At 33.5% G+C, this 23,657-nt stretch carries 25 protein-coding genes; all 25 read right to left on the reverse strand.

Going from position 1 to position 23,657, the window contains the following annotated elements; translation table 11 throughout:
- Positions 1 to 38 precede the first annotated feature (38 nt).
- The 25 genes from PHE88_01745 to PHE88_01865 all read right to left on the reverse strand — a co-directional run bounded on the left by PHE88_01745 (position 39) and on the right by PHE88_01865 (position 23,617).
- The gene (locus PHE88_01745) at positions 39 to 1,307 is read right to left on the reverse strand and encodes a hypothetical protein (GenBank protein ID MDD5686539.1); all 1,269 of its coding nucleotides are present in this window, start codon (positions 1,305 to 1,307) and stop codon (positions 39 to 41) included.
- Between the two features lie 65 nt (positions 1,308 to 1,372).
- Positions 1,373 to 2,584, reverse strand: a complete 1,212-nt coding sequence (locus tag PHE88_01750; protein ID MDD5686540.1) for a Gx transporter family protein — start codon at positions 2,582 to 2,584, stop codon at positions 1,373 to 1,375.
- A gap of 132 nt (positions 2,585 to 2,716) precedes the next feature.
- On the reverse strand, positions 2,717 to 3,100 hold the full coding sequence (locus PHE88_01755) for a NusG domain II-containing protein (protein ID MDD5686541.1): 384 nt from the start codon (positions 3,098 to 3,100) through the stop codon (positions 2,717 to 2,719).
- A gap of 74 nt (positions 3,101 to 3,174) precedes the next feature.
- The gene (locus PHE88_01760) at positions 3,175 to 4,053 is read right to left on the reverse strand and encodes a polyprenyl synthetase family protein (GenBank protein ID MDD5686542.1); all 879 of its coding nucleotides are present in this window, start codon (positions 4,051 to 4,053) and stop codon (positions 3,175 to 3,177) included.
- Positions 4,050 to 4,484 (reverse strand): response regulator, encoded by a 435-nt coding sequence (locus PHE88_01765; GenBank protein MDD5686543.1) that lies wholly within the window; start codon positions 4,482 to 4,484, stop codon positions 4,050 to 4,052. Before PHE88_01765 ends, PHE88_01760 begins: the two co-directional genes overlap by 4 nt.
- Positions 4,481 to 5,857 (reverse strand): HAMP domain-containing sensor histidine kinase, encoded by a 1,377-nt coding sequence (locus PHE88_01770; protein MDD5686544.1) that lies wholly within the window; start codon positions 5,855 to 5,857, stop codon positions 4,481 to 4,483. The genes PHE88_01765 and PHE88_01770 overlap by 4 nt, the downstream gene beginning before the upstream one ends.
- The gene (gene menA, locus PHE88_01775) at positions 5,854 to 7,362 is read right to left on the reverse strand and encodes a 1,4-dihydroxy-2-naphthoate octaprenyltransferase (protein MDD5686545.1); all 1,509 of its coding nucleotides are present in this window, start codon (positions 7,360 to 7,362) and stop codon (positions 5,854 to 5,856) included. The genes PHE88_01770 and menA overlap by 4 nt, the downstream gene beginning before the upstream one ends.
- Positions 7,349 to 8,401, reverse strand: a complete 1,053-nt coding sequence (locus tag PHE88_01780) for a 2Fe-2S iron-sulfur cluster binding domain-containing protein (GenBank protein ID MDD5686546.1) — start codon at positions 8,399 to 8,401, stop codon at positions 7,349 to 7,351. Before PHE88_01780 ends, menA begins: the two co-directional genes overlap by 14 nt.
- Before the next feature lie 110 nt (positions 8,402 to 8,511).
- The gene (locus tag PHE88_01785; GenBank protein ID MDD5686547.1) at positions 8,512 to 9,099 is read right to left on the reverse strand and encodes an Rnf-Nqr domain containing protein; all 588 of its coding nucleotides are present in this window, start codon (positions 9,097 to 9,099) and stop codon (positions 8,512 to 8,514) included.
- On the reverse strand, positions 9,092 to 9,733 hold the full coding sequence (locus PHE88_01790) for an Rnf-Nqr domain containing protein (GenBank protein MDD5686548.1): 642 nt from the start codon (positions 9,731 to 9,733) through the stop codon (positions 9,092 to 9,094). Before PHE88_01790 ends, PHE88_01785 begins: the two co-directional genes overlap by 8 nt.
- Before the next feature lie 7 nt (positions 9,734 to 9,740).
- A complete protein-coding gene (locus tag PHE88_01795; GenBank protein ID MDD5686549.1) occupies positions 9,741 to 10,316 on the reverse strand; it encodes an FMN-binding protein in 576 nt (191 codons plus the stop codon).
- Positions 10,313 to 11,347 (reverse strand): RnfABCDGE type electron transport complex subunit D, encoded by a 1,035-nt coding sequence (locus PHE88_01800; protein ID MDD5686550.1) that lies wholly within the window; start codon positions 11,345 to 11,347, stop codon positions 10,313 to 10,315. The genes PHE88_01795 and PHE88_01800 overlap by 4 nt, the downstream gene beginning before the upstream one ends.
- Before the next feature lies 1 nt (position 11,348).
- Positions 11,349 to 12,836, reverse strand: a complete 1,488-nt coding sequence (locus tag PHE88_01805) for a 4Fe-4S dicluster domain-containing protein (GenBank protein MDD5686551.1) — start codon at positions 12,834 to 12,836, stop codon at positions 11,349 to 11,351.
- Between the two features lie 263 nt (positions 12,837 to 13,099).
- Positions 13,100 to 14,440, reverse strand: coding sequence for a sigma-54 dependent transcriptional regulator (locus PHE88_01810; GenBank protein MDD5686552.1), 1,341 nt, complete (start codon positions 14,438 to 14,440; stop codon positions 13,100 to 13,102).
- Positions 14,433 to 15,575 carry an ATP-binding protein gene (locus tag PHE88_01815; protein MDD5686553.1) on the reverse strand — a complete coding sequence of 381 codons (1,143 nt, stop codon included), beginning with the start codon at positions 15,573 to 15,575 and terminating at the stop codon, positions 14,433 to 14,435. The genes PHE88_01810 and PHE88_01815 overlap by 8 nt, the downstream gene beginning before the upstream one ends.
- Before the next feature lie 44 nt (positions 15,576 to 15,619).
- Complete coding sequence (locus PHE88_01820) at positions 15,620 to 16,084, reverse strand: pyridoxamine 5'-phosphate oxidase family protein (protein ID MDD5686554.1); 465 nt, start codon at positions 16,082 to 16,084, stop codon at positions 15,620 to 15,622.
- A 44-nt stretch (positions 16,085 to 16,128) separates the two neighbouring features.
- Entirely contained in the window at positions 16,129 to 17,469 is a 1,341-nt protein-coding gene (gene bioA, locus PHE88_01825; protein ID MDD5686555.1) for an adenosylmethionine--8-amino-7-oxononanoate transaminase, read from the reverse strand.
- On the reverse strand, positions 17,462 to 18,136 hold the full coding sequence (bioD, locus tag PHE88_01830; protein ID MDD5686556.1) for a dethiobiotin synthase: 675 nt from the start codon (positions 18,134 to 18,136) through the stop codon (positions 17,462 to 17,464). The genes bioA and bioD overlap by 8 nt, the downstream gene beginning before the upstream one ends.
- Entirely contained in the window at positions 18,133 to 18,906 is a 774-nt protein-coding gene (locus tag PHE88_01835; GenBank protein ID MDD5686557.1) for a methyltransferase domain-containing protein, read from the reverse strand. Before PHE88_01835 ends, bioD begins: the two co-directional genes overlap by 4 nt.
- The gene (locus PHE88_01840; protein ID MDD5686558.1) at positions 18,903 to 19,625 is read right to left on the reverse strand and encodes an alpha/beta hydrolase; all 723 of its coding nucleotides are present in this window, start codon (positions 19,623 to 19,625) and stop codon (positions 18,903 to 18,905) included. Before PHE88_01840 ends, PHE88_01835 begins: the two co-directional genes overlap by 4 nt.
- A complete protein-coding gene (gene bioF / locus PHE88_01845) occupies positions 19,591 to 20,751 on the reverse strand; it encodes an 8-amino-7-oxononanoate synthase (GenBank protein MDD5686559.1) in 1,161 nt (386 codons plus the stop codon). The genes PHE88_01840 and bioF overlap by 35 nt, the downstream gene beginning before the upstream one ends.
- Positions 20,752 to 20,768: 17 nt before the next feature.
- Positions 20,769 to 21,695 (reverse strand): biotin synthase BioB, encoded by a 927-nt coding sequence (gene bioB, locus PHE88_01850; GenBank protein MDD5686560.1) that lies wholly within the window; start codon positions 21,693 to 21,695, stop codon positions 20,769 to 20,771.
- Positions 21,696 to 21,876: 181 nt separating this feature from the next.
- Positions 21,877 to 22,497, reverse strand: coding sequence for a class I SAM-dependent methyltransferase (locus PHE88_01855; protein ID MDD5686561.1), 621 nt, complete (start codon positions 22,495 to 22,497; stop codon positions 21,877 to 21,879).
- Entirely contained in the window at positions 22,494 to 22,811 is a 318-nt protein-coding gene (locus tag PHE88_01860; GenBank protein ID MDD5686562.1) for a DnaJ domain-containing protein, read from the reverse strand. The genes PHE88_01855 and PHE88_01860 overlap by 4 nt, the downstream gene beginning before the upstream one ends.
- Before the next feature lie 2 nt (positions 22,812 to 22,813).
- Positions 22,814 to 23,617 carry a nucleoside phosphorylase gene (locus PHE88_01865; GenBank protein MDD5686563.1) on the reverse strand — a complete coding sequence of 268 codons (804 nt, stop codon included), beginning with the start codon at positions 23,615 to 23,617 and terminating at the stop codon, positions 22,814 to 22,816.
- Positions 23,618 to 23,657: the final 40 nt, after the last annotated feature.

A 23,657-nucleotide genomic window follows, 5' to 3' on the forward strand; every position in this document is an offset into this window, starting at 1 on the left:
ACCTCCTTTGTTTTATTTTCTTATTCTCTTCATTTGTCTTAGAAACTCATTCCGGCACTCATCTGAATTCTTGAAAGATTCTCAATTTTATCACCATATGTGGCTACATTAGTAGAAGTAGCGTTATATCCTGAAAGCGGGGTGTATTGATACTCAATTTTATATTTTAATGACAGATCCGGCATAAAAGTTATAGCTGTTGCTATACGAGACATTTTATCGAAGGTATGCATATCATCAACTTTTGTCCTTGCGCCTTCAAGCACACTGTACATAGCTGCAAACTCAAATTTCTTTGCCGCCTCCGACTCTTTGAATATCAAATCAAACGGGAAGTCAAATTGGGTATACCAACCTTTTTTTGTATATTTCTTTTTGGTTCCGAGTGTATAAAAATCTTCCGGGCTTGTCATTCCAGGAACACTATCAATCCACTCAATAGGATTTTGAGCATACTCAAACCGCAGGTTAGCTTTACTCAATGGAACATAAAGGTCCGCTCCGGAGACTGTATTGGATAATTGGCTTTTTTCATCATATTTACCGGTAAAGTAAGAAGCCCCAACAGTAAAAATATCAGCCATAGAGTAGGTAATTCTTGTCCCAACCTGTTTATTCTTACTAAGATCGTCATGTGGAGGTACCTCGGTTTCCCACTCCACGTTTAGTCTACTCATCTCAGGGGCATCAAAATGATCCTCTTCGTAATGCATTCCATTTACCATATATACTCCGTACCATAGTTGATCTTTCTCTCTCAAAGATTTAATTCCAAAAAGCAATATTCCGGTATCAAAGTATGGTGTCATAAAAATCGGTTGCGGACCACCATTAAGTTGCATATCTTCCTGATCGTGGTCAACATACATCAAAGGACGGGAAATAGTCTTAAGGTCAACCGGATTGGCATAATTTTCATTGAAATACCCAAATGGCACAAAAAATCTTCCGATGCGAATAGTGACCGGATTATCATCTGATTTTTTCGACAGATATGGGGTATAATCAACAAAAGCGTTCCAAACCGTGGCTGGATGAGCTTCAACAATGCATATCATAGATTCTGCCTTTACTTTATCCGAAATATCCGCACTAATTATCGGATGAAAGTGTGTGAGCATAAAATCTCTATCATCAAGCTCATGTACCCAGATACTACTGAAACCCTCTTGAGGCTCACCACCAGATAGTGTCACTGGATAATTTATATCCAACGTTCCACCAATATTCGCAACAGCCCCGGCATGATTAATTCCTAAACCCACCATCAACCCAACTGACAATAACATTAAGTTCAATCTTTTCATTATTTTGATTCCTCCTTTCTAGTACAACCTAATTTCCAACGTTTCACCACCTCCTTTTTTTTCCATCAAATTAGTTCTTCATCACTTTGCTGATATAAAACAACAATTAAACCGACTATTGTCGGGAAAAAATCCTTAAACGTTTTCTTGTTAAATTTCTGTTCTTTTATAAAAGAGCGCGATTTTTCCATTAAAACAGGGATAGATACCAATGATAATGTTATTATTTCTGCCATTCTATCTCCTGAAATACCTATTATTCTTAACGGACTTAATATCTTTTTTAAATCATTAGTTAATTCGTTAGGTGAAGTTGTCTTAATCAATAAAAAAGCACTTGTCATCATAAGTATAAGTCTAAAAACAAACATGCTTCCCATAAATAACCCTTCTTTCGTAATATTAAACATACCTAAACTTAACAGTATTTCACCGTTTTTGTTAAATAAAACCGGAACTAATAAAGATATAATAATAAGTGAATATATTTTTTTAATATCAGATAATAAGTTGAAAAAAGATATTTTTGATATATGAAGCACACCTAATAATAAAATTAATATTGCAACATAAACCAGAAAATTATTTAAAATTAAAATAACTAAAGCTAAAACAAACACTGTTATAATCTTTATGTACGGTGCCACATGATGAACAGGTGAATCTATACTTACATAACGCCCTATACTAAAACTATTTTCTACTGATGGAACGTTCTTACTGATATTCTTACTTGAAGTGTTTTGCGGTAAATTAACTTTAATTGCTGATATTTCTAATTTTTTACATACACCGGATGCAATAAATCCTGTTACCCACCCTGTTATAACTGCACTGATTCCAAGCCAGGGTAAAAGTAAAAACACACCTTTATGTCTTATTAGCAATAAATAAACCATACTTATCTGAACCATATTATTTGTAATTGCACCAACTAAACTTATACCGATAAGACTCAGATATAGTTTAGAGTTGAGAGTCGAGAGTTTATAGAATAGTCCCATAACTAAAGTGCTTATTAATGCAGATGAGAAGCTTAAAAGAAATGTAGGGGAAAGAAAAGTCCCTAAAATGAAAGAACTGATAATAGTTCGTAATATAGCTATTTCTACTGCAACACCGAATCCAAGATTAACTAACGTTACTAATGTAATCATATTTGCCAGACCTAATTTTACTCCAGGTAAGGGTTGAGGAAAAAGATATTCAACCATCTGCAAAACAGAGGCGCAGGAAACTAAAAATGCTATTTTTCTAATTTTATTGTATTCTTCCATCACTCGCTCCGCTCACTTAATCACGAATAGAGACCCCAAATAAAGACACACATCGCGAACACGACACGAATAACGGCAATGATTTATCCGTGATAATTCGTGATAAAATTCGTGATGTGTTATTCGCGAATCTTAATAACTTACGGCATTACATTCCGTATCCGTATCTTTGTTACTGCCTGCTATCTCTATCAATATTTTATTTGGCACACAGACTATTGTCTGAGCAGGACTTGTTATCCAGCCGGAGTGTTTACATATTTGATGCGGACAATCCGACTCCAATATTCTGATACGCCCATCTCTAACTTCTATTTCCATTTTGCCAATATTTATTACTTTTTTTTGAGATAGATTAATTCTTTCAATCAATTTACCATTTTTATAGATAATAGCTTCTTTATCAGCAATGTTAATATTTTTTAACGACATAAGTGAGCCGGAAGAAAATACCAATATCGCTATTGCAACAATGAAATCATATTTAGACACTTGATAAAATTTTTGTTTGTTCATGTTTTCCTTGTATTGAGATTGTTGGAAAAACCAACAATCCCTGATTACACCTATTAAAAACAAGATTACACAGATTAAGGAACTACGGTAGTATCTGTGTAATCATTTTTCAAAATCTGCGTAATCAAGACCGTTGATGACCTTTTCGACGGGCTTATTACATATTCAGCTAAATTTTTAAGACCATCTTTATATTCGGAATTGTCCAATATTTCTAAATATTTTATAGCCCTTACGGCATATTCTCTTGCTGTCTCAAGCATATTTATTTTGGAAGTAATTGTAGCATCACCATCCATATAGTCATCCATCAACTGGTAACTAATCCCAAAATTTAGACCATATTCTTTAAGTGCTAATGTAACTTCTTCGTTATGTTCATCTATCATTGCTCCACACTGACAACAAACAGCCATAAAACATGCAGTTTTATTTTTTATTATCTCCAAGTATTCTTCTAAAGAAGATATTTTATTTCTCAATTCATTTATCTCACCATAACACATTTTTTCTACACAATGAGATAATATTGTCAGCATTTTTTTATCAAATTTATCAGACAAAAGTGAGAAAGCACGGATATATAACATATCACCTGCCAATACAGCTATTTGATTACCAAACTGTTTATTCATGCTTGGTTGCTCTCTTCGGAAAGAATCATCATCAACTATATCATCATGTATAAGAGACGCGCTATGGATAAGCTCAACAGCAGTAGCCAATGGAATTAGTTGATTAGTTGATTGGTTAATTAGTTGATTAGGAGAAACTGCTCTTGATGATAGTAAAACCAGTGCGGGTCGGAGACGTTTGCCTGGAACTTTAAAAAAATGGTTAACGATTTGTTGAGAATCTTCTGTCCCGGTAAGTCGGGACACTACACTTATTAATTCTTTCTCAACCTGAAATAATTCTTTAGATATTGGTTTATAGATTTCCTTTAAGGTCATAAAATATTTTTTCTCCCTCCAATATTTATCTTTTCTTTTGATAGTTTTAGAAGTTTTTCTACGCGATTCAACAAATCATACGGTTGAACAGGTTTTTCCACGAAATCGTCAACGGGAAGAAATTCTCCATCTGTCTCCGGGGAAAACGGAAATCCTGTTTTTTGAGTTATAGATGTAATCATCAAAATAGGAATGTACTTTGTCCGTTCGTTTCTTCGCAGATTTTGGGTTACGTCAAATCCTTCAGTTTCATGGCGCATTATCACATCCAAAATAATTAAATTCGGTTTTTCGGATTCTGCTTTCTCAAAACCTTCTTTTCCATCATTAGCATAAATAACCTGATATTTTTTTGATTCTAAAACTACTTTCATTGCCTCAATTATATCAAGGTCATCTTCAATAATAAGAACTTTTGCTCGTTCTATCATTTTACCTTCCCAATTTTAGGTAGTGTAAAGGAAAATTTACTACCTTTACCTACTTCACTTTCTACCCAAATATCTCCACTATGAGAATTTATAATTTGTTTTACAATTGATAATCCAAGTCCTGTGCCATCTTTTTCCATCTGCTCAGCATTTTTTGCTCTATAGAAATCTTCGAAAATATGTGATAAATCTTCTTGTGGAATACCAATACCTGTATCTTCAATAGAAACTTGTACAGAATTATTTAATGTTGAATGTGTAATGCGTAACGCAACTTTACCACCCCAGGGAGTATATTTAATGGCGTTTAGTGTCAAATTAATCAGCAGTTGTTCCATAGCATCAGGATTAGCAGAAATCAAAGTGTTCCCAGCAAAATTTCCTACTGATATGGTTAATCCTTTTTCTTCTGCTTTCAGTTTTAGTTGTTCAACTACTTTTATTACTATTTCGGATAAAGATACAGGTTTTTTCTCTATTTCTTTATCCACTCTCATTTTAGAAAGGTCTAAAAGATCTTTTACAAAATGTAATAAATGTTGACTGCGTTGTTCAGAACGAGCAATCATTTCTCTTGACTTTTCAGAAATTGCCCCTGTTAAATCACTTAAAACAACTTTGAGACAACTTTGAATTGCTGAAAGTGATGACTGTAAATCATGAGATACCGTTAGAACATATTGTGACTTTAATTTATCTTGTTCTTCAAGCTTCTTATTAACTACTGCAAGTTCTGTTTCTTCCGCTCTTAACCTGTTAACAATAGTTGTTGCAAAATAGATAGTTATATATAACGTGGAAATGAAAGTAGAAAATATACCTAACAAATAACGAGGATTTAAATATAATTCTGACCCAACAGACAAAACCGGAAAAAATCCTTCTAAGTGATAATGAGGTAAAACTCTTAAATATTCTCCTGCAATAATTACTCCTAAAAGAACAACAGCCAGCGTAGCTTGAAAATAAGCTGCCTTATTTGATAAAAGTATACTTGCAATAACCATATGAAAGATAAAATAAAATATAAAAGGATTTTCCACACCTCCGGAAAAATGAATCAAATAAGCAAGCGCAACTAAATCCATTAATATCTGAAGTTTAGCAAAGTAGTTAGCTTTCTTAAAATATTGGGTAACTGTACCTTTCTGAAATTCTAATTTGCGGTTATAAATGAAAAATAAAATATTATAAGAAAACAATACGATATTACCCGTGTAAAGAGGAATTAATGGTAATTTTATTTCTAATACATATCGTGTAAACGTAATGACAATAAAAACAACAACAACAGCAATCCATCTCAAATTAATAAGCCATCTCAAATCGATGGATTGGTTTATCTTTTCTTCGATTTTATTTTCTTTATTCATATAATTTCTTTCAATCTTAAAAAAGTTTCTTTTTGCCGTATTACAGCTTTATAGTTCCAAACTATGAAAACAGAAGCCAAAAATAAAATAGGTAATAAATATAAATTTCTTAATGACAACCAAAGATATGAAATTATGGAGATAACTGATACTATATTGAAACACAAAATTGTAAATCCATTTCCAATAGCCATATCGGATGAATTTGAATGAAATTTTTTAGCATATATTACCGATTGAATTGCAAATGGCAGGGAAATTAATCCAAATAATATAATCTTTGGCAAATATCCGGCAATAACTCCTGCTACAAGAACTACATAACTACTTATCATTATATATCCAAAAATATTAGCAGATTTTTCTTTACCCAAACGCACTACTTGTGTATTTTTACTTACTTTTTTGTCAGCGGTATAATCAGGAAATTCATTTATCAACAGAATTGCAGTTACCAGAATTCCAAGCGGTAAAGATGCCCAGAATACTTCCCATGAAAATGTTCCGGTCTGAACATAGTAACTTCCCAATGAAACTAAAACACCAAAATTTAATCCAACTAATAATTCTCCTATACCCTTACTCGCCCAATTGAATAAAGGTGCAGTATAGAAAAATCCTGAAATAACACCTATTAATCCCAAAAGAAGCACTGACAACCCACATTTATAAACAAGGTATAACCCTATGCCACTTCCAACAATAAAGAACATTAATGCTCCAGTTAAAACCTCAAGAGGAGTCAGTAAACCCATTTGTATCATTCTTGAACCTCCGGAAAAAGGTCGTACAAATTCGTTATTTATTTCATCATTACCCGATTTATGGTCAAAATAATCATTTATGATATTTGTTCCAAGGTGAAGAGAAACTGTACCAAGAAGGGCAAGAACGAAATATATAGGATTAAAAATACTTTTTTTCACGAATGCAATTGTCGTTCCAAGAAGTACCGGCAAAACGGTAACTGAAAGAAAAGGATATCTTGTTTCCGTTATCCATGCATTAATTTTTTTCTTAAACCTATCCCAATCAGAAATGGATGTTTGGTTTTGCTCAAATCCAATAACTGTTGGAGATATACCTTGTAAGATATCTTTTACATGGCGAAATTTTATCTGTAAAGGTATAATTTTAATAAAAGCAAGCATGTCAAGTTTGTTATATTGTGAAAGTTGTGAAACGACGGGCGAACGTTTAATTAAAAGTTGAACTGCACACTCTTTATTCTCTTCTCTCACCATTTGTGCATACCCAGTAAGTTCTATTTCTTTATCATCAGGGAATGTATTTCCGGGAATATAAATAAGCATTGAAACTTCAGACCGTAAGAGTATTTGTTTGGTTTTGGGATCCGTTTTCATAGAAGATAAATAAAAATTAAAGTCGGGTGAAACAGCAAAATGCATCATCCTATTTTTAATCTTGATTCCTGAATAGGTAGATACACAACAAATACTTGCCTTATTAATTTCATTCAAAATTTCTTCTTTAGAATTTGTCATAAAATATTTTTCCAATGTTCATACCTTTCTTTGTAAGCACTCGTATAGACGCATCTATCATGGGAGTAGGTCCGCACAAATAAGCTTCAGAATTACTTGCATCTTCGATACATTTCTCCATCACATATGTAATCATCCCGGTTTCACCATCCCATTTATCTGAAGCTTTTGGTTCTGAAAGTGCCGGAATATACTTAAAATTAGGATATTTATTTTCTATCTCACGCAGTTCCTCAGTGAAAAATAAATCTTTTTTAGACCTTGCACCAAAAAAGTAAACAGCTTTTCTAACCACACCTTTTTCAATTAATGCTGAAAGTATTGATTTTATGGGAGCCATTCCACATCCGCCCCCAACAAAAATAATATCTCTTTCCGAATCCTCCTGAAGATAAAATTCTCCAAAGGGACCATTTATGTCCAGATAATTTCCTGTATTAAGAACTTCATGCACATAACCGGAACATAGTCCACCAGGTACATGCCTTATTATTAACTCTATCTTATCCGTCTGCTTAGGAGAAGAACTTATTGAATATGCCCGGTATTCGTCAATTCCCGGCACTTTAATCTGAATATATTGACCGGGTTTAAATTCCACTTTTTGCTTGGGGTCAAGAGATAAAGTTATCTGCTTGATATCATGAGTTAACTGCTTTATTTCCTCAACTCTCGTATGATATTCTTTTGTACTAAGAAGATATTTTGGAAACCATATTTCGATATCATTCTTTACTTTTACCTGACATGCAAGTCTTATTCCTTCCGCTTTCTCATTTTTATTAATGAATACCTCTTCCGTAGGTAAAAGATTTCCCGCACCACTTAAAACCTTTACCTTGCAAAATCCGCACGTAGCCTTGCCACCGCATGCCGAAGGAATGAATATTCTACTGGAAATCAGATACGAAATCAGGGTATACCCGCCTTTTACATTGAAAACTTTTTCTTTGTTAATTACTATTTTACAGTCACCATAATTAACCAATAGCATCTGAGCTGATGCGAGAATAACAGATACTACTAACAATATTAACATGATTACAAGAAGCGGAACAAAATTCAAGTTAATCCTCACTTCGTTTGGAAACACGAATTATCACGAATTTTATAAAACCTCACGAATTTATTACAAATATTCGTACTTTCTTAACCTATTCCAAAGATACCTGAAAAACCCATAAAAGCGAGCGCCATTATACCGGCTATTATTAATGTAATACCCCCACCTTTTATACCGTCAGGTATGTCACCGATCAATAGTAATCTTGCTCTTATAGAAGCTATTGATACAATTGCAAGCATCCATCCGACTGCAGAACCAAAAGAAAAAACTATCGTTTTAATATATGAATAGTTCCTTAACACCATGAATATTGAAATCACCAGCACAATAGAGTTCGCCGCTATAAGCGGAAGAAATACTCCAAACAATGATTGCAGAGTAGGAAAATATTTTTCCATCACCATTTCAAGTAACTGAACAGTCGCTGCGATTATTATGATAAAAACAAGAAAAGAAAAATATTCACTGTGCGTAGGTACAAGTATTAATTTATAAATAGGCCAGTTTATCGCAGATGTAAGTGTCATTACTATCATCACACAGATACCCATACCGAAAGATGTCTTAAGACTCTGCGATAACGAAATAACCGGGCACATGCCCAAAAGGTACGTAAGGGCTATATTGTGCGTGAATATCGCCGCCAGCAATATTGTTAATAGTTCAGCCATGTAATACTCCTATTTTACCAGGGTCTACTTTTGCAAGAGTCCTGACAATCCATAAATATATGCTTAATACGAAAAATGCTCCCGGCGCCATCCCGATAACAAGACAATTTGTCCAGTTTTCCGGAGTTACCTTAATGTCCAATATTGTGCCAAATCCAAGAAATTCTCTGATGACGGCCAATATTATAAGTGTATATGCAAATCCTATACCGGATGCAAAAGCATCAAGCATTGAAAAGTACACCGGATTTTTTATAGAAAATTCTTCGAGCCGTCCGACAAGTATGCAACTGGTTATTATTAACCCTATATATGGACCCAATGTTTCACTTACTGAAGGATAAAATGCCATCAGGAAACGGTCCACAACAATTACAAATGATGATATTATTACCATATATATTATTACACGCGCATTTCTTGGAATATAATTCCTTAGCATGGATATTATGGCTGCTGTTACCACAAGCACAAAAGTAAATCCCAACCCTATTGCTAACGCATTTGAAACCTTATTGCTTACCCCAAGAGTAAGACACATTCCTAACAATTTGCACGAAACAGGATGGTCTCTCCATAAACCATTCAGCAGAATCCGGTAAGTCTTTGTATAATATAGCCTCTTTAATTTCATTGTAATTTTAGTTCCCTCTATAAACTGACAGCTTTTCACTTATCTGGGTGTTAAGTATCTTCTCAAACGCCTTGCACGTCATAGTAGCCCCCGTAATCCCATCCACTTCATTGTCTTTTTCTGCCTTAACTCTGTTCACAATATTTATCCGAGGTAAAACAGTTTTATTATGGAACTTTTGAAGATATTTTTCGTTGGCTAATTCCCCGCCTAATCCGGGCGTTTCTTCCTGATGAATTATCCGGATTTTCTTTATTGTCTTTAGATCGCTGAATAACGAAATTACAGCCTTTATAGGACCCCATAACCCGGAACCTGACAATTCAAAAGCTATATCCTTATTTTTTAGGACATAGAAATTTACAGATCCTTTTTTTATTACCTTTATATTATCCGAAAATATTTTTTCCACTTCGTTTTTTTGGAAAACCATATTCTGGGCTTCCAGCACGGTCTTTTGTATCATCAGATTATTGTTCTTGATTATAAGCGGTTCAGTAAAGTGATTAACGGTAACAATCACCGTGGAAAGAACTCCACCCAACACCAGAATGAATAGTATCATAAAAATAGTATTTTTCATCTTCTTAAATTTCTGTACTTGAACCCAATTATCGTACTGTCTATTAACGGAGTAAATGTATTCATTAATATAATGCTGAACATTACTCCTTCTACGTAGCCGGAAAAACTCCTTATTATTACTGTCAGTAATCCACATAATAGTCCGAAAATGTATTTACCTTCCTTAGTGAAAGGAGAAGTTACAGGGTCCGTCGCCATAAATAATGCTCCAAACAACAGTCCACCGGATAATAACTGAAACAGCGGCGGAGCAATCTTCTCCGGAATAAAATGACTGCCTATTAAAGACATTATCAAAACTGACGCCAGATATGAAAAAGGAATCCGCCAATTGCTTATTTTTGTTAAAATCAAAAATATACCGCCAAATATCAATCCGATACGGAAAGTCTCTCCTATACTTCCCGCTGTTTTACCCAACAGTAAATCTGAGTAATTCGCAATTATGTGGGAGGACTTATAGAGTATTAGAGGTGTTGCAGATGCAATCGCATTTATGCCCGGATCCTGAAAATGCAGGCTGGTCAGCGAAGGAAAGGATATCGTTATAAACAACCTGCCGACAAGTGCCGGATTGAATATGTTCCTTCCTGTACCACCAAATACTTCTTTTCCGAAAAATGTTCCAAAAAATATACCCACAGCAACCACCCAGAGTGGTACGGTGGACGGAAGCGTCAACGCAAAGATAAGACCGGTAACCAAAAACCCCTCTTCTATCTCTCTTTTCCTTATTATTGCAAATAGCACTTCAACTAAACCTCCGGCAAGATATGACACGGCTATTATCAGTACCGCTTTTAAACCGTAATAATATACACCCGCCAGTGCCGCCGGCATAAGAGCAATAACTACCACACTCATGAATCTCTTGATATCAATACCATCTGCAATATGCGGCGCACCTATCGTAACATCGCCAGTTCCATAAATGGATGCATCTAAAGCAACCAGAATAGGCTTCAATGCAGACGCAGCCTTGTTTTTCTCAGTAAATCTAAATCCTATATCCATAATCTTTCTAATCATGCTATTTTATCCCTTTATATTCTTTAAGACCTTTTAAATCGAAAAATGGCATTATACACTGCGAACTGTCGCATCCCATTAGAATAAGTTTCTCCTGACCATCTTTAATAGATTTTGCCAGTTGTATCTTTGATGGACATACAAAGCTGCAAAGATTGCATTCTATGCATTTAAATATTCCATAATTCATTAACCGCTCATCAATAAGATTGTTTACTATGTGATTGTATAGAAAATGCGGGACAATTTTTACCGGACAAACCTCTTCGCAAAAACTACAGGCTATGCAATGTCTTTTCTCACCACGAATATTAGTGTCCAGGGTCTTATTAAATATTGGAAATAGAGATGAAGCAAAAGTTCCTGAATACGAATGCTCTTTAAATCCGGGTCTTATAAAAGACAGCATCTTGCGGACTTTATTTTCCGGAACTGCGATTAGATGTGAAAATGTCCTGTTTATAGGTAACGAAAAATCATTTAACACTACCCCTGTTAACAGACTATTCAATATTATCCTGTATTCCCTGTCCTTTTTCAAATATTCCGCAATTATATATTTAAGCGGTGTTCCGACACGGACTTTTATATGAGTATTCTCTTTCCAGCCCGAACCACAGAGTGCAATCGTACGTTCTATTAGCGGGTATCCTTCCGCAACAGCATGATATGCTTGCAGGACCGCCTGAATGTTTAAAACCACAACACCTATACTCGCCGCTGAATAACCGTATGGGAATTTCTTTCTGAGAATAGTCGGGATAAGCACCTCATCATATCCCTGCGGGTATTTCGGTTCCAGAAGATGGATTTCTATCCAATCGTAACTTGCTGTAAGTTTCATTATCTCTTCTATAAGTTTCTTTTTATATCTGCTTAAAGCAACATGAACCTTTGCCTTTGGCATAATTGTTTTTAGTATCCTTAATCCTTCCACAAAATGCAGTATCTCCTTGCCTCCAAGCAATACTGTAAGTGAAAGGTTGTGCGGCTCTGAACCGACACCGTGAACAATTATGCTTTCTACTTCTTCCGAAGAAATTATCGAACTTTTGTACATTGTCGGCATACCTTCCCTGTCAAGAGATGATACACCGGAAAAATAAAGTAATTCCTCTATTTTGGATTTTTCGAGTTTTGACCAGTCAGAATTATATCCATCTAAACGTTCTATGCCGTCTGTCCTATCGGATATTATTCTTACAAATGTAACTTCCCGTTTAAAATAATTTTGTTTCTTTATTTCTTCTACTACCCCGTTAACAGATGAGTGGATGGGACTTGATACCGTGTTGTTATCTATCCCTATAATCTGTCCTGCTTTAACTAATTCTCCAATTTTTACTAATGGAATCACTTCATTGCCAAAACCCTGCTGTAGTGGAATAAGAACTTCGGGCGGAACTATAAATTTTTCCGCCATGCCTTCAGGCTGACCTTCGTATTTCACGAATTTATAACCACCTGGAAATGTTTTATTTTTTATCATTATCTTTTTATATTATTTCAGCAATAATAGATATACTTCTTACTTATTAAGTAATGCAAAATACCTGCCAAAAGCATAATTATTAGCAAAAAAAACATTACCGACGAAAGATAATGTTTTTTACTAAATAAATAACTTTTTTTCTTAATTAAGTTTTGTTGTTAAAAAGTAACTGCAAGAGGATTTAAATAAAGATAATCGCCTAGTCTATGACGACAAGATTCAAATGTTACTTAAAAGTAACGTTTTATGGAAAAGTAACGCTATTTAATACCGTATTCCTTAATTTTCTGCCAAAGAGTTTTCCGATTTATACCTAATATATCAGCTGCTTTTTCTTTCTGCCAGCCAGTGAACTCTAAAACCTTAACAATATGTTCTTTTTCTGTTTCTTGTAAGGCTTTCTGCAATGTAGTTGCTGTCCATTTTTTCTTTTCATTAAAAACAGGTGGTAAATCTGCAGGCAAAATTTCATCTTTTATGAAAATAGTGATTAATCGTTCTATTAAATGTTGCAACTCTCGAATATTTCCCGGCCACTCATAATGCAACATTAGTTGCAATGCATTAGGCGAAATCTTAATGTTTTTATCTGTTTCACGATTGTATCTATCAAGAAAATGTTTTACCAGGAGAGGAATATCTTCTTTTCGTTCTCTTAAAGGAGGAAGAAAAACAGGAATAACATTCAACCGATAATAGAGGTCTTCACGAAATGTTCCTTTTGATATCGTTTCCTGCAGATTGGGTCTACTGGCAGCAATAATACGCACATCAACTTTAATGGTTTTGGTTCCACCTACTCTTTCAAATTCCTTTTCCTGAAGAATACGAAGAAGTTTTATCTGAATTGCAGGATTCATATTATCAATATCATCCAGGAATAATGTTCCTTCGTGTGCTAATTCAAAACGACCTATTCTTTTATTTATAGCATCGGTGAAAGCTCCTTTTTCATGACCAAATAACTCACTCTCTAAAAGAGTTTCCGGTAAAGCAGCACAATTAACTTTTATTAACGGTTTATCCTTCCGTTGGCTTAGATGATGAATTGCTTCTGCCACCAATTCTTTACCTGTTCCGCTTTCACCTTGGATCAGAACTGTAGCATTACTGGGAGCAACCGTTTCAATTAAATCATAAATTTTCTGCATTGATTTACTTTTACCGATAATGCTACATAATTGGTAACGATGATTTAACTCTTTATGAAGAAGTACATTTTCCTGTTTAATACTTTGAAATTCGAGGGCTTTATTTATAAGTAAAACTAATTCTTCAGAAAGAAAAGGTTTTGTAATATAATCATATGCACCAACCTTCATTGCCTCTACTGCTGTCTCAACTGTTCCGTAACCGGTCATTATAATCGCCATTGTTTCAGATGAAAATTCTTTTATTTTTTTTAATAAGGTAATCCCATCCATTTTTGGTAGTTTTATATCTAATAATACCAAGTCAAAACTTGATTTCTGAAATTCTTCGTAACCACTAAATCCATCAGTAGCAACTGAAACTTCATAACCTTCTTTAACTAACAAATCTCTAATCATACCCAACATTAAATCATCATCTTCAATAATTAAAATCTTTTTCTTAATCATCGGTTTTTATAGGAAAAGCAATAGTAACTGTTGTTCCTTTTCCTTCCTCACTTTTTATTTTTATTGTTCCTCCGTGAATTTGAATGATATTGTAACTAACAAAAAGCCCCAGACCAGTACCTTTACCAACTTCCTTATCCGTATAAAATGGATCAAATATCTTATCCAATTTTTCCTCTTTAATCCCTTTCCCATTATCAATAAATTTTATTTCTGTTTCTTTTCCATTAGAATCTGTTTCTATTTTCAAAATTCCATCAATATGAAGAGCATCAATTGCATTGTTTATTATATTAATAAATACCTGTTGTAACTGATGTGAATCAGCTAAAATGTCCGGTAATGTGTTGTTTAAATTTAATACGAGCTCGATTTTTTGGTCTAATAATTTATGTTGCACAAAAGGTATCGTATCTTTAATCACTTGGTTAATATTAACAGACCCAAGTTCGCATTTTTGATGTCCCGAATAATTCAGAATCTGTTTAACAATGTTTTCAATTCTAAATAATCCTTTTAATGTTAATTCTATATATCCTTTATTTTGTCCTTTGATTTCCGGATTTGCTAATGTGGCACGAACATAATTTATAATAGCACCTAATGGATTATTAATTTCATGGGCGATACCAGCAGAGAACTGTCCTATACTCGCCATCTTAGCAGATTGAATCAGTTGTGTCTGCATACTGCGGATTTCATGGGTCCTCTCATCCACTTTCTTTTCTAAATCACTTTTTGCTTCCTCTATATAATTTTTAGACAACATCAATTCTTCACTTTTTTTATCTAATTCTTTTAACATATATACACTGGTAAGTTTAAACTCTGTCATTCGCTTATTTGTTTCCTCAAGTTGTTCTGTTCTTTCAAGTACTTTTTGTTTATATTCTTTAAATTGGATTCCTATCAGAGAAAGCGTTTCTATTGAATCTTTCTCTTGGAAATTTGTTATGAATACCTTGCATTTGATACAAGCTTCCATTTTTTCTAACCAAGTCTCTTGAATTTCGTTGTGACAATGCGTCCCACATTGTAACCAACAACGCAAGTCACTTGATTGGTAAGCTGAACATTCTTTCTTACTACATTTATAATATTCCCAGCATTTCAAAAGATTTTTTATTTGTTGCATTTTTTCCTTATATAATAAGTTTGTTGATGACTTTTTCAACGGTCTTATAATTCTAAAACCGTAGGAGATATTCCTTTCAAAGCTTCACCATAAAGTCTGAATCTGACAATTTTAGGAATAAGTTTTATTAAATCAAATTGTCCGGTAATACCTGACTCTGAAGCTACATCAGCGAATGGATTACGCTCTTTTAGCCGTTCTATAGCATGATTTATTTCTTCTGTTTGTCTCAGAAGTGCAGCCTCCCCATCAATTTCAACTTCCCATGAATTATCATATGGGTCTTCTAACCCAAATACAAGAAATGATACATTTGAAGAAGATAGAATCTGTTCTATCTTTGGGCTATCTTTCATGGACATAAGATAACAATTAAACTTGCTATCCACCCCATAATACATAACTCTTAATCTTACATATTTTGAATCTTTATCCAATGTCCCAAGAATACCCACAGTTTTTTTCTCCAAACGAAAAAGGATTTCCCCTACTCCATGTTTTTCATTCATATTAAACCTCCTTATGTATTTTGAATCATCAAAAAAGCAATAATTTACTTAATGTTTTTTATTACATCAAACATTTTATCTAGAATAATAGTCATTTCATATCTTTTTATAGATAATGGTAAATAAAGATATATAACGTTACCAAGAGGACGCAAAATAATTCCTTTTTTAATTCCTTCTTTATAAATTTTCATTCCTATTCTCTCTTCAAAAGCAAACGGTATTTTTGTCTTCTTATCTTTAACTAATTCTATCGCGCCAATCATACCGATATATCGCACATCTCCGACAAAAGCAAGCAGCCTGAATTCTTCCATTCTTCTATGGAAAATCGGAATTAGATTTTTAATTCTGAATAACGTATTTTCTTCTTCAAATATTTCAAGGGATGCCAAAGCTGTGGCACAAGATATTGGATTTGCTGTGTATGTATGTCCATGATAAAATGTTTTCTTTTTCTCATAATAATCATAAAATCCAGAATATATTTCATCGGTCGTAATTGTAACTCCAAGCGGTAAATATCCGGAAGTTATACCTTTTGAAATACACAGAAAATCAGGTTTTATCTCCGTATATTGGTAAGCAAACATCTTTCCTGTCCTACCAAATCCAGTTGCAACTTCATCAAGAATAAGATGAATTTTATATTTTTTACATAATTTATATGCCTTTATAATATATTCCTTCGGATAAATAATCATACCGCCGGCTGCCTGTACTAATGGCTCAATAATAAAAGCAGAAATCTCATTATGCTTATCTTTTAATAATTTCTCTAATTGCACTATGCAGTCGATTTTACATTCATTTATTCCCTTTTTCACATGACACCTGTAACAATATGGCGAAGGAACTTTATATGAATCAAACATAATATCCGAGAAATTTTCATTGAACAACGAAACATCACTTACACTCATAGCACCAACAGTATCTCCATGATAACTATTCCCAAGATGAACAAATTTCTTCTTTTGTTTTTGTCCGGTATTTTTCCAGTACTGTAGCGACATCTTCAATGCTACCTCAACTGAAGTAGAACCATTATCTGAGTAAAATACTTTCCTAAGGTCTGTATCGGAAACAAGAGAAATAAGTTTTTCCGACAGCAATATTGCCGGTTTATGTGTAAACCCTGCGAACAAAACATGGTCAAGTTTATCAATCTGTTTTTTAATAGCAGCTTTGATTTTTGGGTGATTGTGTCCATGGATATTGCACCACCATGAAGAAATAGTATCATAATACATTTTCCCGTTTGTCCCATATAATTTAATTCCTTTCGCTCTTTCAATAACAATAGGAGGATTTACATCATGGTCCTTCATCTGAGTATACGGATGCCATATATATTTTTTATCTTTTTCCAATAATTTATCCATGTAATATTTTCTTCCCTATTTTCCTAAAATTATTTATTAATTTATTTTTTGATCTTTCTTTCTTCATTATTCCGAGAACTTTAATTCCGGAGATTTTTTCTATAATATCAGGATTATCTTTTAAAATGGTTTTTTTCTGTTTTTGAAAAATATTATTAAAAATAAGTCCGATAATTCTTATGTTCCTTCTCTTTAATGAATCAATTGTTAAAAGTGTGTGATTTATGCAGCCCAGTTTATTCCCTACAACAATTATTACCGATAAATTAAGTTTCTTAACCAAATCAATACTTAAATACTTTCCATTAAACGGAACCATTATCCCACCGGTCCCCTCAACAATTAAAAAATCATATTTTCTGCATAATTTATTAAAACTTTCAATTATTTTTTTTATATTTATTCTTCTGCCTTCAAGTTTTGCCGCTAAATGTGGTGAACCTGGGAATCTAAAACAATATGGAAGTGAATATGAATGGAAATTAACATCAGTAGAGTGAAAATAGTGATGCGCAACATCGCTTTCAAGGAGAGTTTTTGTACCTGTCTGAACCCATTTTTGTGTTATTACACTATACCCTTTTTTTGTAATGTACTGATACAGTAAACCGGTAATCATTGTTTTACCTACACCAGTATCTGTTCCGGTAACAAAAATCACGCTCATTTTATTCCATTACAAAAATATATTTGATATGTAGCGATAATTTGCCCAAAGATTGATCTATATTTCTGTTCTATTTTCTTTAAAACTTCCTGTGTTAATCTGAACTCACCATTTATACCATTCCCTCGTGTTCCCGTATATCTTATTTTATTCAGAAAATCCATTAGTGAATGATATTTTTCTATTATTATAACTTCTTTAATACTAACTTTCATAAAATATCTTTTTAAAATTGCCTCTATTTTTTCTTTTTCCAAAAAGTTCTTAGAATTGATTTGAATATCATTACTTAATGTTTCTCTTATGGACATATTCAATTCCTTAAAAGTCAAAGGACCGAAAATAGAAAACGAAATGACACCTCGTTCCGCAAGCGAATTACTATATTTTACTATCGTATCTTCTATATTTTCAAACCATTGAAAAGCTGCATTTGAAGTAATAATATTGAATTTATGATTATTTAGGTCTATAGTTTCTGCATCATCAACAATAAAACCTATTTCGCTATCCTTCAATTTCTGTCTTGCGACTTCAATCATCTTCTCTGATATATCTATTGCTTTTATGTTCGCATTCTTATATTCTTGTTTTAAAATAGTTGTGTAATTGCCAGTACCACAACCCACTTCCAGAATATATTCTGCTCTTCCCTTCTCCGACAACAATTCTTTTATAAGTATACCTGCTGCCATCTGCTGAACATTAGCATATTCGTCGTAAACGGTTGCATATCTTGAGAAATTCTCTATTATTTTATTTTTGTTCATTTTAATAGATTACAGCTTTCGTTATAATGACATGCAGGGGTGGGAATGACATCTAATATCCATGGAAGATGCCCCGCACATTCTATAATTTCATATTCGGCATCAGGCAAACTATTTTTAATTTTCAATACTTCCTCCACAGGTACAATTCTGTCCTCGTTACCATGAATGAATTTTATTTTCAGATCCTTTAATGTTTCATAATCTATTCTTGCAACTAACAGGTAATCAAGTCCTTCAAGCAATAAATTCAGCTCCATGTTTTCATAATAACTTTTTAAAAGATTCTTCCTGAACCAATCAAACATCTTTTCTTCTTTCTTTGAAAAACATTCTATGTAAAATTTATAAAGATATCCGTTTTTGTTTTTTTTAATATAATTCTTTATTCTTGCTATGCTTTCTTTTTCATATCTTTCTTTTGCACTTACAAAGATAATTTCCTGAACTTTCTCAGGATACTTTGATGCAAAACCTGCTGCGATAAAAGCACCCATTGACCAACCGAAGATAGATACCCTACTCAATTTATTGCTAATTAAAAAATCTGAGATATCATCTATAAAACCATAAGGTGAAAACTTTACAGGAACGATATAATTGAAATCCAGGTTCAGGGAATTGAAAATCCTGTAATCGAAAGCCCAACCGGGTATCAAGACAATGCTTTCTTTATAACCCCTATCAATTAATCTGAATTCTGATTTCTGTAATATCATTTGTCAATTTTTGTAAAACTTCTTTGTTATGATAAAAAGTTAATGAAAATCTTAAACGGGATTCTCCGGTTGGAACAGTTGGCGGTCTTATCGGTAAAACCCAGTAACCTTTTTTCTGGAGACGTTTTGCAAATTCCACTGTTTTTGTATTGTCGCCAATAATTACAGGAACAATATGGGAATTTCCTCTTATTTCAAATTTTTTACTTTTCAATTCATTATAAAAATATTTTGCATTTTCCAAGAGTTCTTCTCTGCGAAAAGGTTCTCCTTTTATTAAGTCAATACTTGCTAAATTACAAGCAATAATTTGAGGAGGTAACGCCGTGGAATAAATAAAACTTCTGCAGGTGTTTATCAAATACTCAACTGTCTTCTTTGAAGTAGCTATGTATGCACCGAAACTCCCAAGTGCTTTGCTAAACGTTCCCATTACAATATCTATTTTATCAGATAACTCTTCTTCTTCCGCTATACCTGAACCGTTTTTGCCGTATATTCCCGTTGCATGAGCTTCATCCACCATAATCTGACAATTGTATCTATTTTTCAATTCAACAAGTCCTTTTAAATCAGGTTTATCCCCATCCATACTGAATATTGTTTCAGTTACAATTAAAGCTTTATTATATTTTTGTCTTTCTTTTGTTAAAAGATGCTCCAGATGATTTAAGTCATTGTGTTGAAAACGGAAGAACTTAGCCCCGGATAGAAGTATACCATCTACAATACTTGCATGATTTAATCTATCCGAAAAAATAACATCGCCTTTTACGAAAAGAGAGCTTATTATCCCGATATTTGCCTGATACCCGGAATTAAAAATTAGTGCGGCCTCTTTATTTTTAAATTTTGCCACTTTATCTTCCAATATATGATATATTTCCATATCCCCACTTAGAAGTCGTGAAGCGGAAGACCCTGTTCCATATTTATCTAAAGCTTCTTTAGATTTATTTATAAGATTCGGATGTCCTGCTAAACCAAGATAGTCATTTGAAGAAAAATCAATGTATTCTTCTGTGTTAAACCATATATGGCCATTTTTTTTACGGGTTATGGGATGAAGTTCTCTCAACAACCCTTGTTCTTTTCTCTTTTCTAAAAAGTCTTCTATTTCATTCATATTTTTAATTTCTAATTTTATTCACACCACACTTTTTTTATTTCCTCAACCAACTGCCGGTCGTCTTTAACATTTCTGCCCTTTATCGTTAAATATCCTCCGATAAGCATACCGTTTGCCCCAGCCATAAAAGCCATTGCCTGAAAATCTTTTAAAACCGACTCTCTGCCTGCAGCTATTTTTATTATTTTGTCTTGCAAAACAATCCTGAAAATTGCTATAGTTTTTATTGCATCTACACAAGAAAGCGACTTCTGCGATTCCATATTTGTTCCTTTTATCGGAACAAGTACATTTATCGGCACCGAATCCACATTTAACTCTTTTAATGTAAGGACCATATCAATTCTATCTGACCATGTTTCTCCTATCCCAATTATTCCTCCGCTACAGACCTGAAGCCCGACTTTTTTTGCTGTCTTAATAGTATCAATTCTATCCTGAAAACTATGCGTTGAAACAATATTTGGAAAATAGTTTCGCGAGGTTTCAATATTGTGGTGATATCTGGAAAGACCTGCATTTTTTAATAATAATAAATTTTCTTCGTTCAATTTTCCCAAAGAAGCACACATATCTATACCAATTTTTTTCCTTATTTCTACAATTGCTTCTGCAATAATACTTACTTCATCATTAGATAAAGTATTCCCGCTTGAAACAATATCAAATCTTCCCGCCCCAATATCTTTCGCCTGTTGCGCTGCTACAAGCATTTCTTTTTTATTTTTCAGGGGATAAACTGATATATCTGTTGAGTGATGAGCGGATTGAGCGCAGAATTTACAATCCTCACTGCAAAGTCCCGACTTAGCATTCATTATACTGCATAATTCCAGATTATTACCTACCCCTCTCTTCCGCACTTCATTAGCGCGAGAAATCAGTTCCGGTAACGGCAAGTCCAGCAGTAAATTTATTTCAGATTTGTTAATTTTTTTCATTGTATTATTACATTCTATAATATTAGCTGATTTTTTTCAACAGCAGCCACAAAGATTTTTTTTGATAGAGCGGATTAGATTTTTTAGTTGAACCAAGTGAGGTAGATTAAACTTTAATTATTATTGACATTTCACATTCAGGAATGATAAACCGGTAATAGTAAAAAATTAAAAAAACCTTCTACTGCTTTATCGTTTTAATTACTACAAAAAGACCATCTCCGCTACCTTTTCTGAATTTTTGGATTCTATTACAATCGGCTTCAAAAATTGTCTGAATTATTTTGGATATTTTTAATTCTGTTTCTTCTAACATTCTGAGTATTTGAGATACTGAATAAAATCTTGCATGCCTCTGAAATCTGTTGTTTTTCTTTTCTTGTAGGTATTTCTTGCCTAATGTCGAATTTTTGTCAATCATACCTATAATTATAGAACCATTTTTATGCAACACTCTATTTGCTTCTTTTATTGCTTTTCGTGGGTCATTAACAAAACATAGTGTTGTTACAAATAAAACGTAGTTGAATGTTTTATCCGGGAACGGCAATTCTTCGGCAACCCCTTTATAAACTCTTATCCCTCTTTTTTCTGCAAACTCTAACATTTTCTCTGACGGTTCAACCCCATATTTTATTCCAAGTGGTGCAGCGAACCTTCCCGTACCAACGCCAATCTCAATGCCTTTCCCTTTTTTAGGCAAAACTTTCCTTATCGCTTCAATCTCCGATAAATATTCAAATTTATGTTTGTCATACCAGTCATCATATTCTTTCCGGTATTTGTCAAAAATGTTGCTCATAAATCTAAATCCCCATACCAGCCATCATAGAATTTTTCCAGATGTTCACATAATTCCTTATCCACAGTATTTTTCTTTATATCTTTTTCTTTAAACGAATACCTGTAACTTGCGCAGTAACTAAAAATAACATCCTTTGCATGGCTTATCTTTTTAAACATTTCTTCACAACGTTTTTTATCTTTCTCTTTACATCTGTCGGGATGGTATTTTAAACTTAAACTACGGAATGCTCCTTTGATTTCTTCCATACTTGCTTCTTCATCCAGCCTTAATAATTTTCTTGCCCCATCAATTTGTTTAAAATCTTCCATTTTTATCTCTCAGTAATAACGGAATCCCATATACCAGCGACAGAATTAATAAGATGAATTGCCAATTCACTTCCGTTGTGTTCGCCTTTTTCAAAATCCTTTGTCTTTTTTCCCATCTGATTTGTAACATACGCAAAACAGATAAGAGGTTTCTTCTTGACTTTTGAGAAAGCATATAATGCAGCTGCTTCCATTTCCACTGCAAGAATTTTTTGTAATTTAAATTGTTTAATACATGACGCCGTTTCCCGAAAGGGAGCGTCAGTTGTCCATGTAACGCCTCTTTTCAAGGGAATAGTTTTGTCTTTAATAATGCCGGAGAATAATTTGAGTAATGTTTTATCCATATATGCAAATTTTGAAGGCGGAAGATAATGATAGCTCGTCCCTTCGTCTCTTATTGCCTTTTCTATGAGAACAAAATAAGGCGGCGGCATTACAGGATATATCTGACCAGCGGAAGTTATGCTGATAAGCAATTTACAACCCATGCTAAACAGTTCTTCGGCTACAAGTACTGCAAACGAAGATCCGACAGCCCCGGGTACAATTCCTATTTCTCTGTCTTTGTTTTTGAAAACATACATATCCGTATGATAACACGGCCAAAAGATATTTTTTTTTGCCTGACCTTTTCTTAATAAATACTCCGCTATATCCCCGTCCGGGTCAAGTACACAGACCGCCGGAACTTTTTTTGGAATTAACGACTTCTGCCGTATGGATTGTTTGAGAAGGTTATCGGGTAAAAAGACAGAAGGTTCTTTATAGTATTTATTTTCTATTATAGGTTTTTCTTGTTTCATAATATAACTGATAACTTTTGAGCTTTCAAATGCCAATCGG

The organism is Elusimicrobiota bacterium (genome assembly GCA_028718185.1).
Lineage (GTDB): Bacteria > Elusimicrobiota > UBA8919 > UBA8919 > UBA8919 > JAQUMH01.

Excerpts from the sequence above, each read along its gene's own strand:
- PHE88_01795 (MDD5686549.1), bottom strand. The coding sequence starts at position 10,316 with ATGAAAAATACTATTTTTATGATACTATTCATTCTGGTGTTGGGTGGA.
- PHE88_01805 (MDD5686551.1), bottom strand. The coding sequence starts at position 12,836 with ATGATAAAAAATAAAACATTTCCAGGTGGTTATAAATTCGTGAAATAC.
- PHE88_01820 (MDD5686554.1), bottom strand. The coding sequence starts at position 16,084 with ATGAATGAAAAACATGGAGTAGGGGAAATCCTTTTTCGTTTGGAGAAA.
- PHE88_01755 (MDD5686541.1), bottom strand. The coding sequence starts at position 3,100 with ATGAACAAACAAAAATTTTATCAAGTGTCTAAATATGATTTCATTGTT.
- PHE88_01790 (MDD5686548.1), bottom strand. The coding sequence starts at position 9,733 with ATGAAATTAAAGAGGCTATATTATACAAAGACTTACCGGATTCTGCTG.
- menA (MDD5686545.1), bottom strand. The coding sequence starts at position 7,362 with ATGACAAATTCTAAAGAAGAAATTTTGAATGAAATTAATAAGGCAAGT.
- PHE88_01860 (MDD5686562.1), bottom strand. The coding sequence starts at position 22,811 with ATGGAAGATTTTAAACAAATTGATGGGGCAAGAAAATTATTAAGGCTG.
- PHE88_01855 (MDD5686561.1), bottom strand. The coding sequence starts at position 22,497 with ATGAGCAACATTTTTGACAAATACCGGAAAGAATATGATGACTGGTAT.
- bioA (MDD5686555.1), bottom strand. The coding sequence starts at position 17,469 with ATGGATAAATTATTGGAAAAAGATAAAAAATATATATGGCATCCGTAT.
- PHE88_01840 (MDD5686558.1), bottom strand. The coding sequence starts at position 19,625 with ATGATATTACAGAAATCAGAATTCAGATTAATTGATAGGGGTTATAAA.
- PHE88_01750 (MDD5686540.1), bottom strand. The coding sequence starts at position 2,584 with ATGGAAGAATACAATAAAATTAGAAAAATAGCATTTTTAGTTTCCTGC.
- PHE88_01765 (MDD5686543.1), bottom strand. The coding sequence starts at position 4,484 with ATGATAGAACGAGCAAAAGTTCTTATTATTGAAGATGACCTTGATATA.
- PHE88_01865 (MDD5686563.1), bottom strand. The coding sequence starts at position 23,617 with ATGAAACAAGAAAAACCTATAATAGAAAATAAATACTATAAAGAACCT.
- PHE88_01780 (MDD5686546.1), bottom strand. The coding sequence starts at position 8,401 with ATGTTAATATTGTTAGTAGTATCTGTTATTCTCGCATCAGCTCAGATG.
- PHE88_01785 (MDD5686547.1), bottom strand. The coding sequence starts at position 9,099 with ATGGCTGAACTATTAACAATATTGCTGGCGGCGATATTCACGCACAAT.
- PHE88_01835 (MDD5686557.1), bottom strand. The coding sequence starts at position 18,906 with ATGAACAAAAATAAAATAATAGAGAATTTCTCAAGATATGCAACCGTT.
- PHE88_01760 (MDD5686542.1), bottom strand. The coding sequence starts at position 4,053 with ATGACCTTAAAGGAAATCTATAAACCAATATCTAAAGAATTATTTCAG.
- PHE88_01770 (MDD5686544.1), bottom strand. The coding sequence starts at position 5,857 with ATGAATAAAGAAAATAAAATCGAAGAAAAGATAAACCAATCCATCGAT.
- bioB (MDD5686560.1), bottom strand. The coding sequence starts at position 21,695 with ATGAAAAAAATTAACAAATCTGAAATAAATTTACTGCTGGACTTGCCG.
- PHE88_01800 (MDD5686550.1), bottom strand. The coding sequence starts at position 11,347 with ATGATTAGAAAGATTATGGATATAGGATTTAGATTTACTGAGAAAAAC.
- PHE88_01745 (MDD5686539.1), bottom strand. The coding sequence starts at position 1,307 with ATGAAAAGATTGAACTTAATGTTATTGTCAGTTGGGTTGATGGTGGGT.
- bioD (MDD5686556.1), bottom strand. The coding sequence starts at position 18,136 with ATGAGCGTGATTTTTGTTACCGGAACAGATACTGGTGTAGGTAAAACA.
- PHE88_01815 (MDD5686553.1), bottom strand. The coding sequence starts at position 15,575 with ATGCAACAAATAAAAAATCTTTTGAAATGCTGGGAATATTATAAATGT.
- bioF (MDD5686559.1), bottom strand. The coding sequence starts at position 20,751 with ATGAATGAAATAGAAGACTTTTTAGAAAAGAGAAAAGAACAAGGGTTG.
- PHE88_01810 (MDD5686552.1), bottom strand. The coding sequence starts at position 14,440 with ATGATTAAGAAAAAGATTTTAATTATTGAAGATGATGATTTAATGTTG.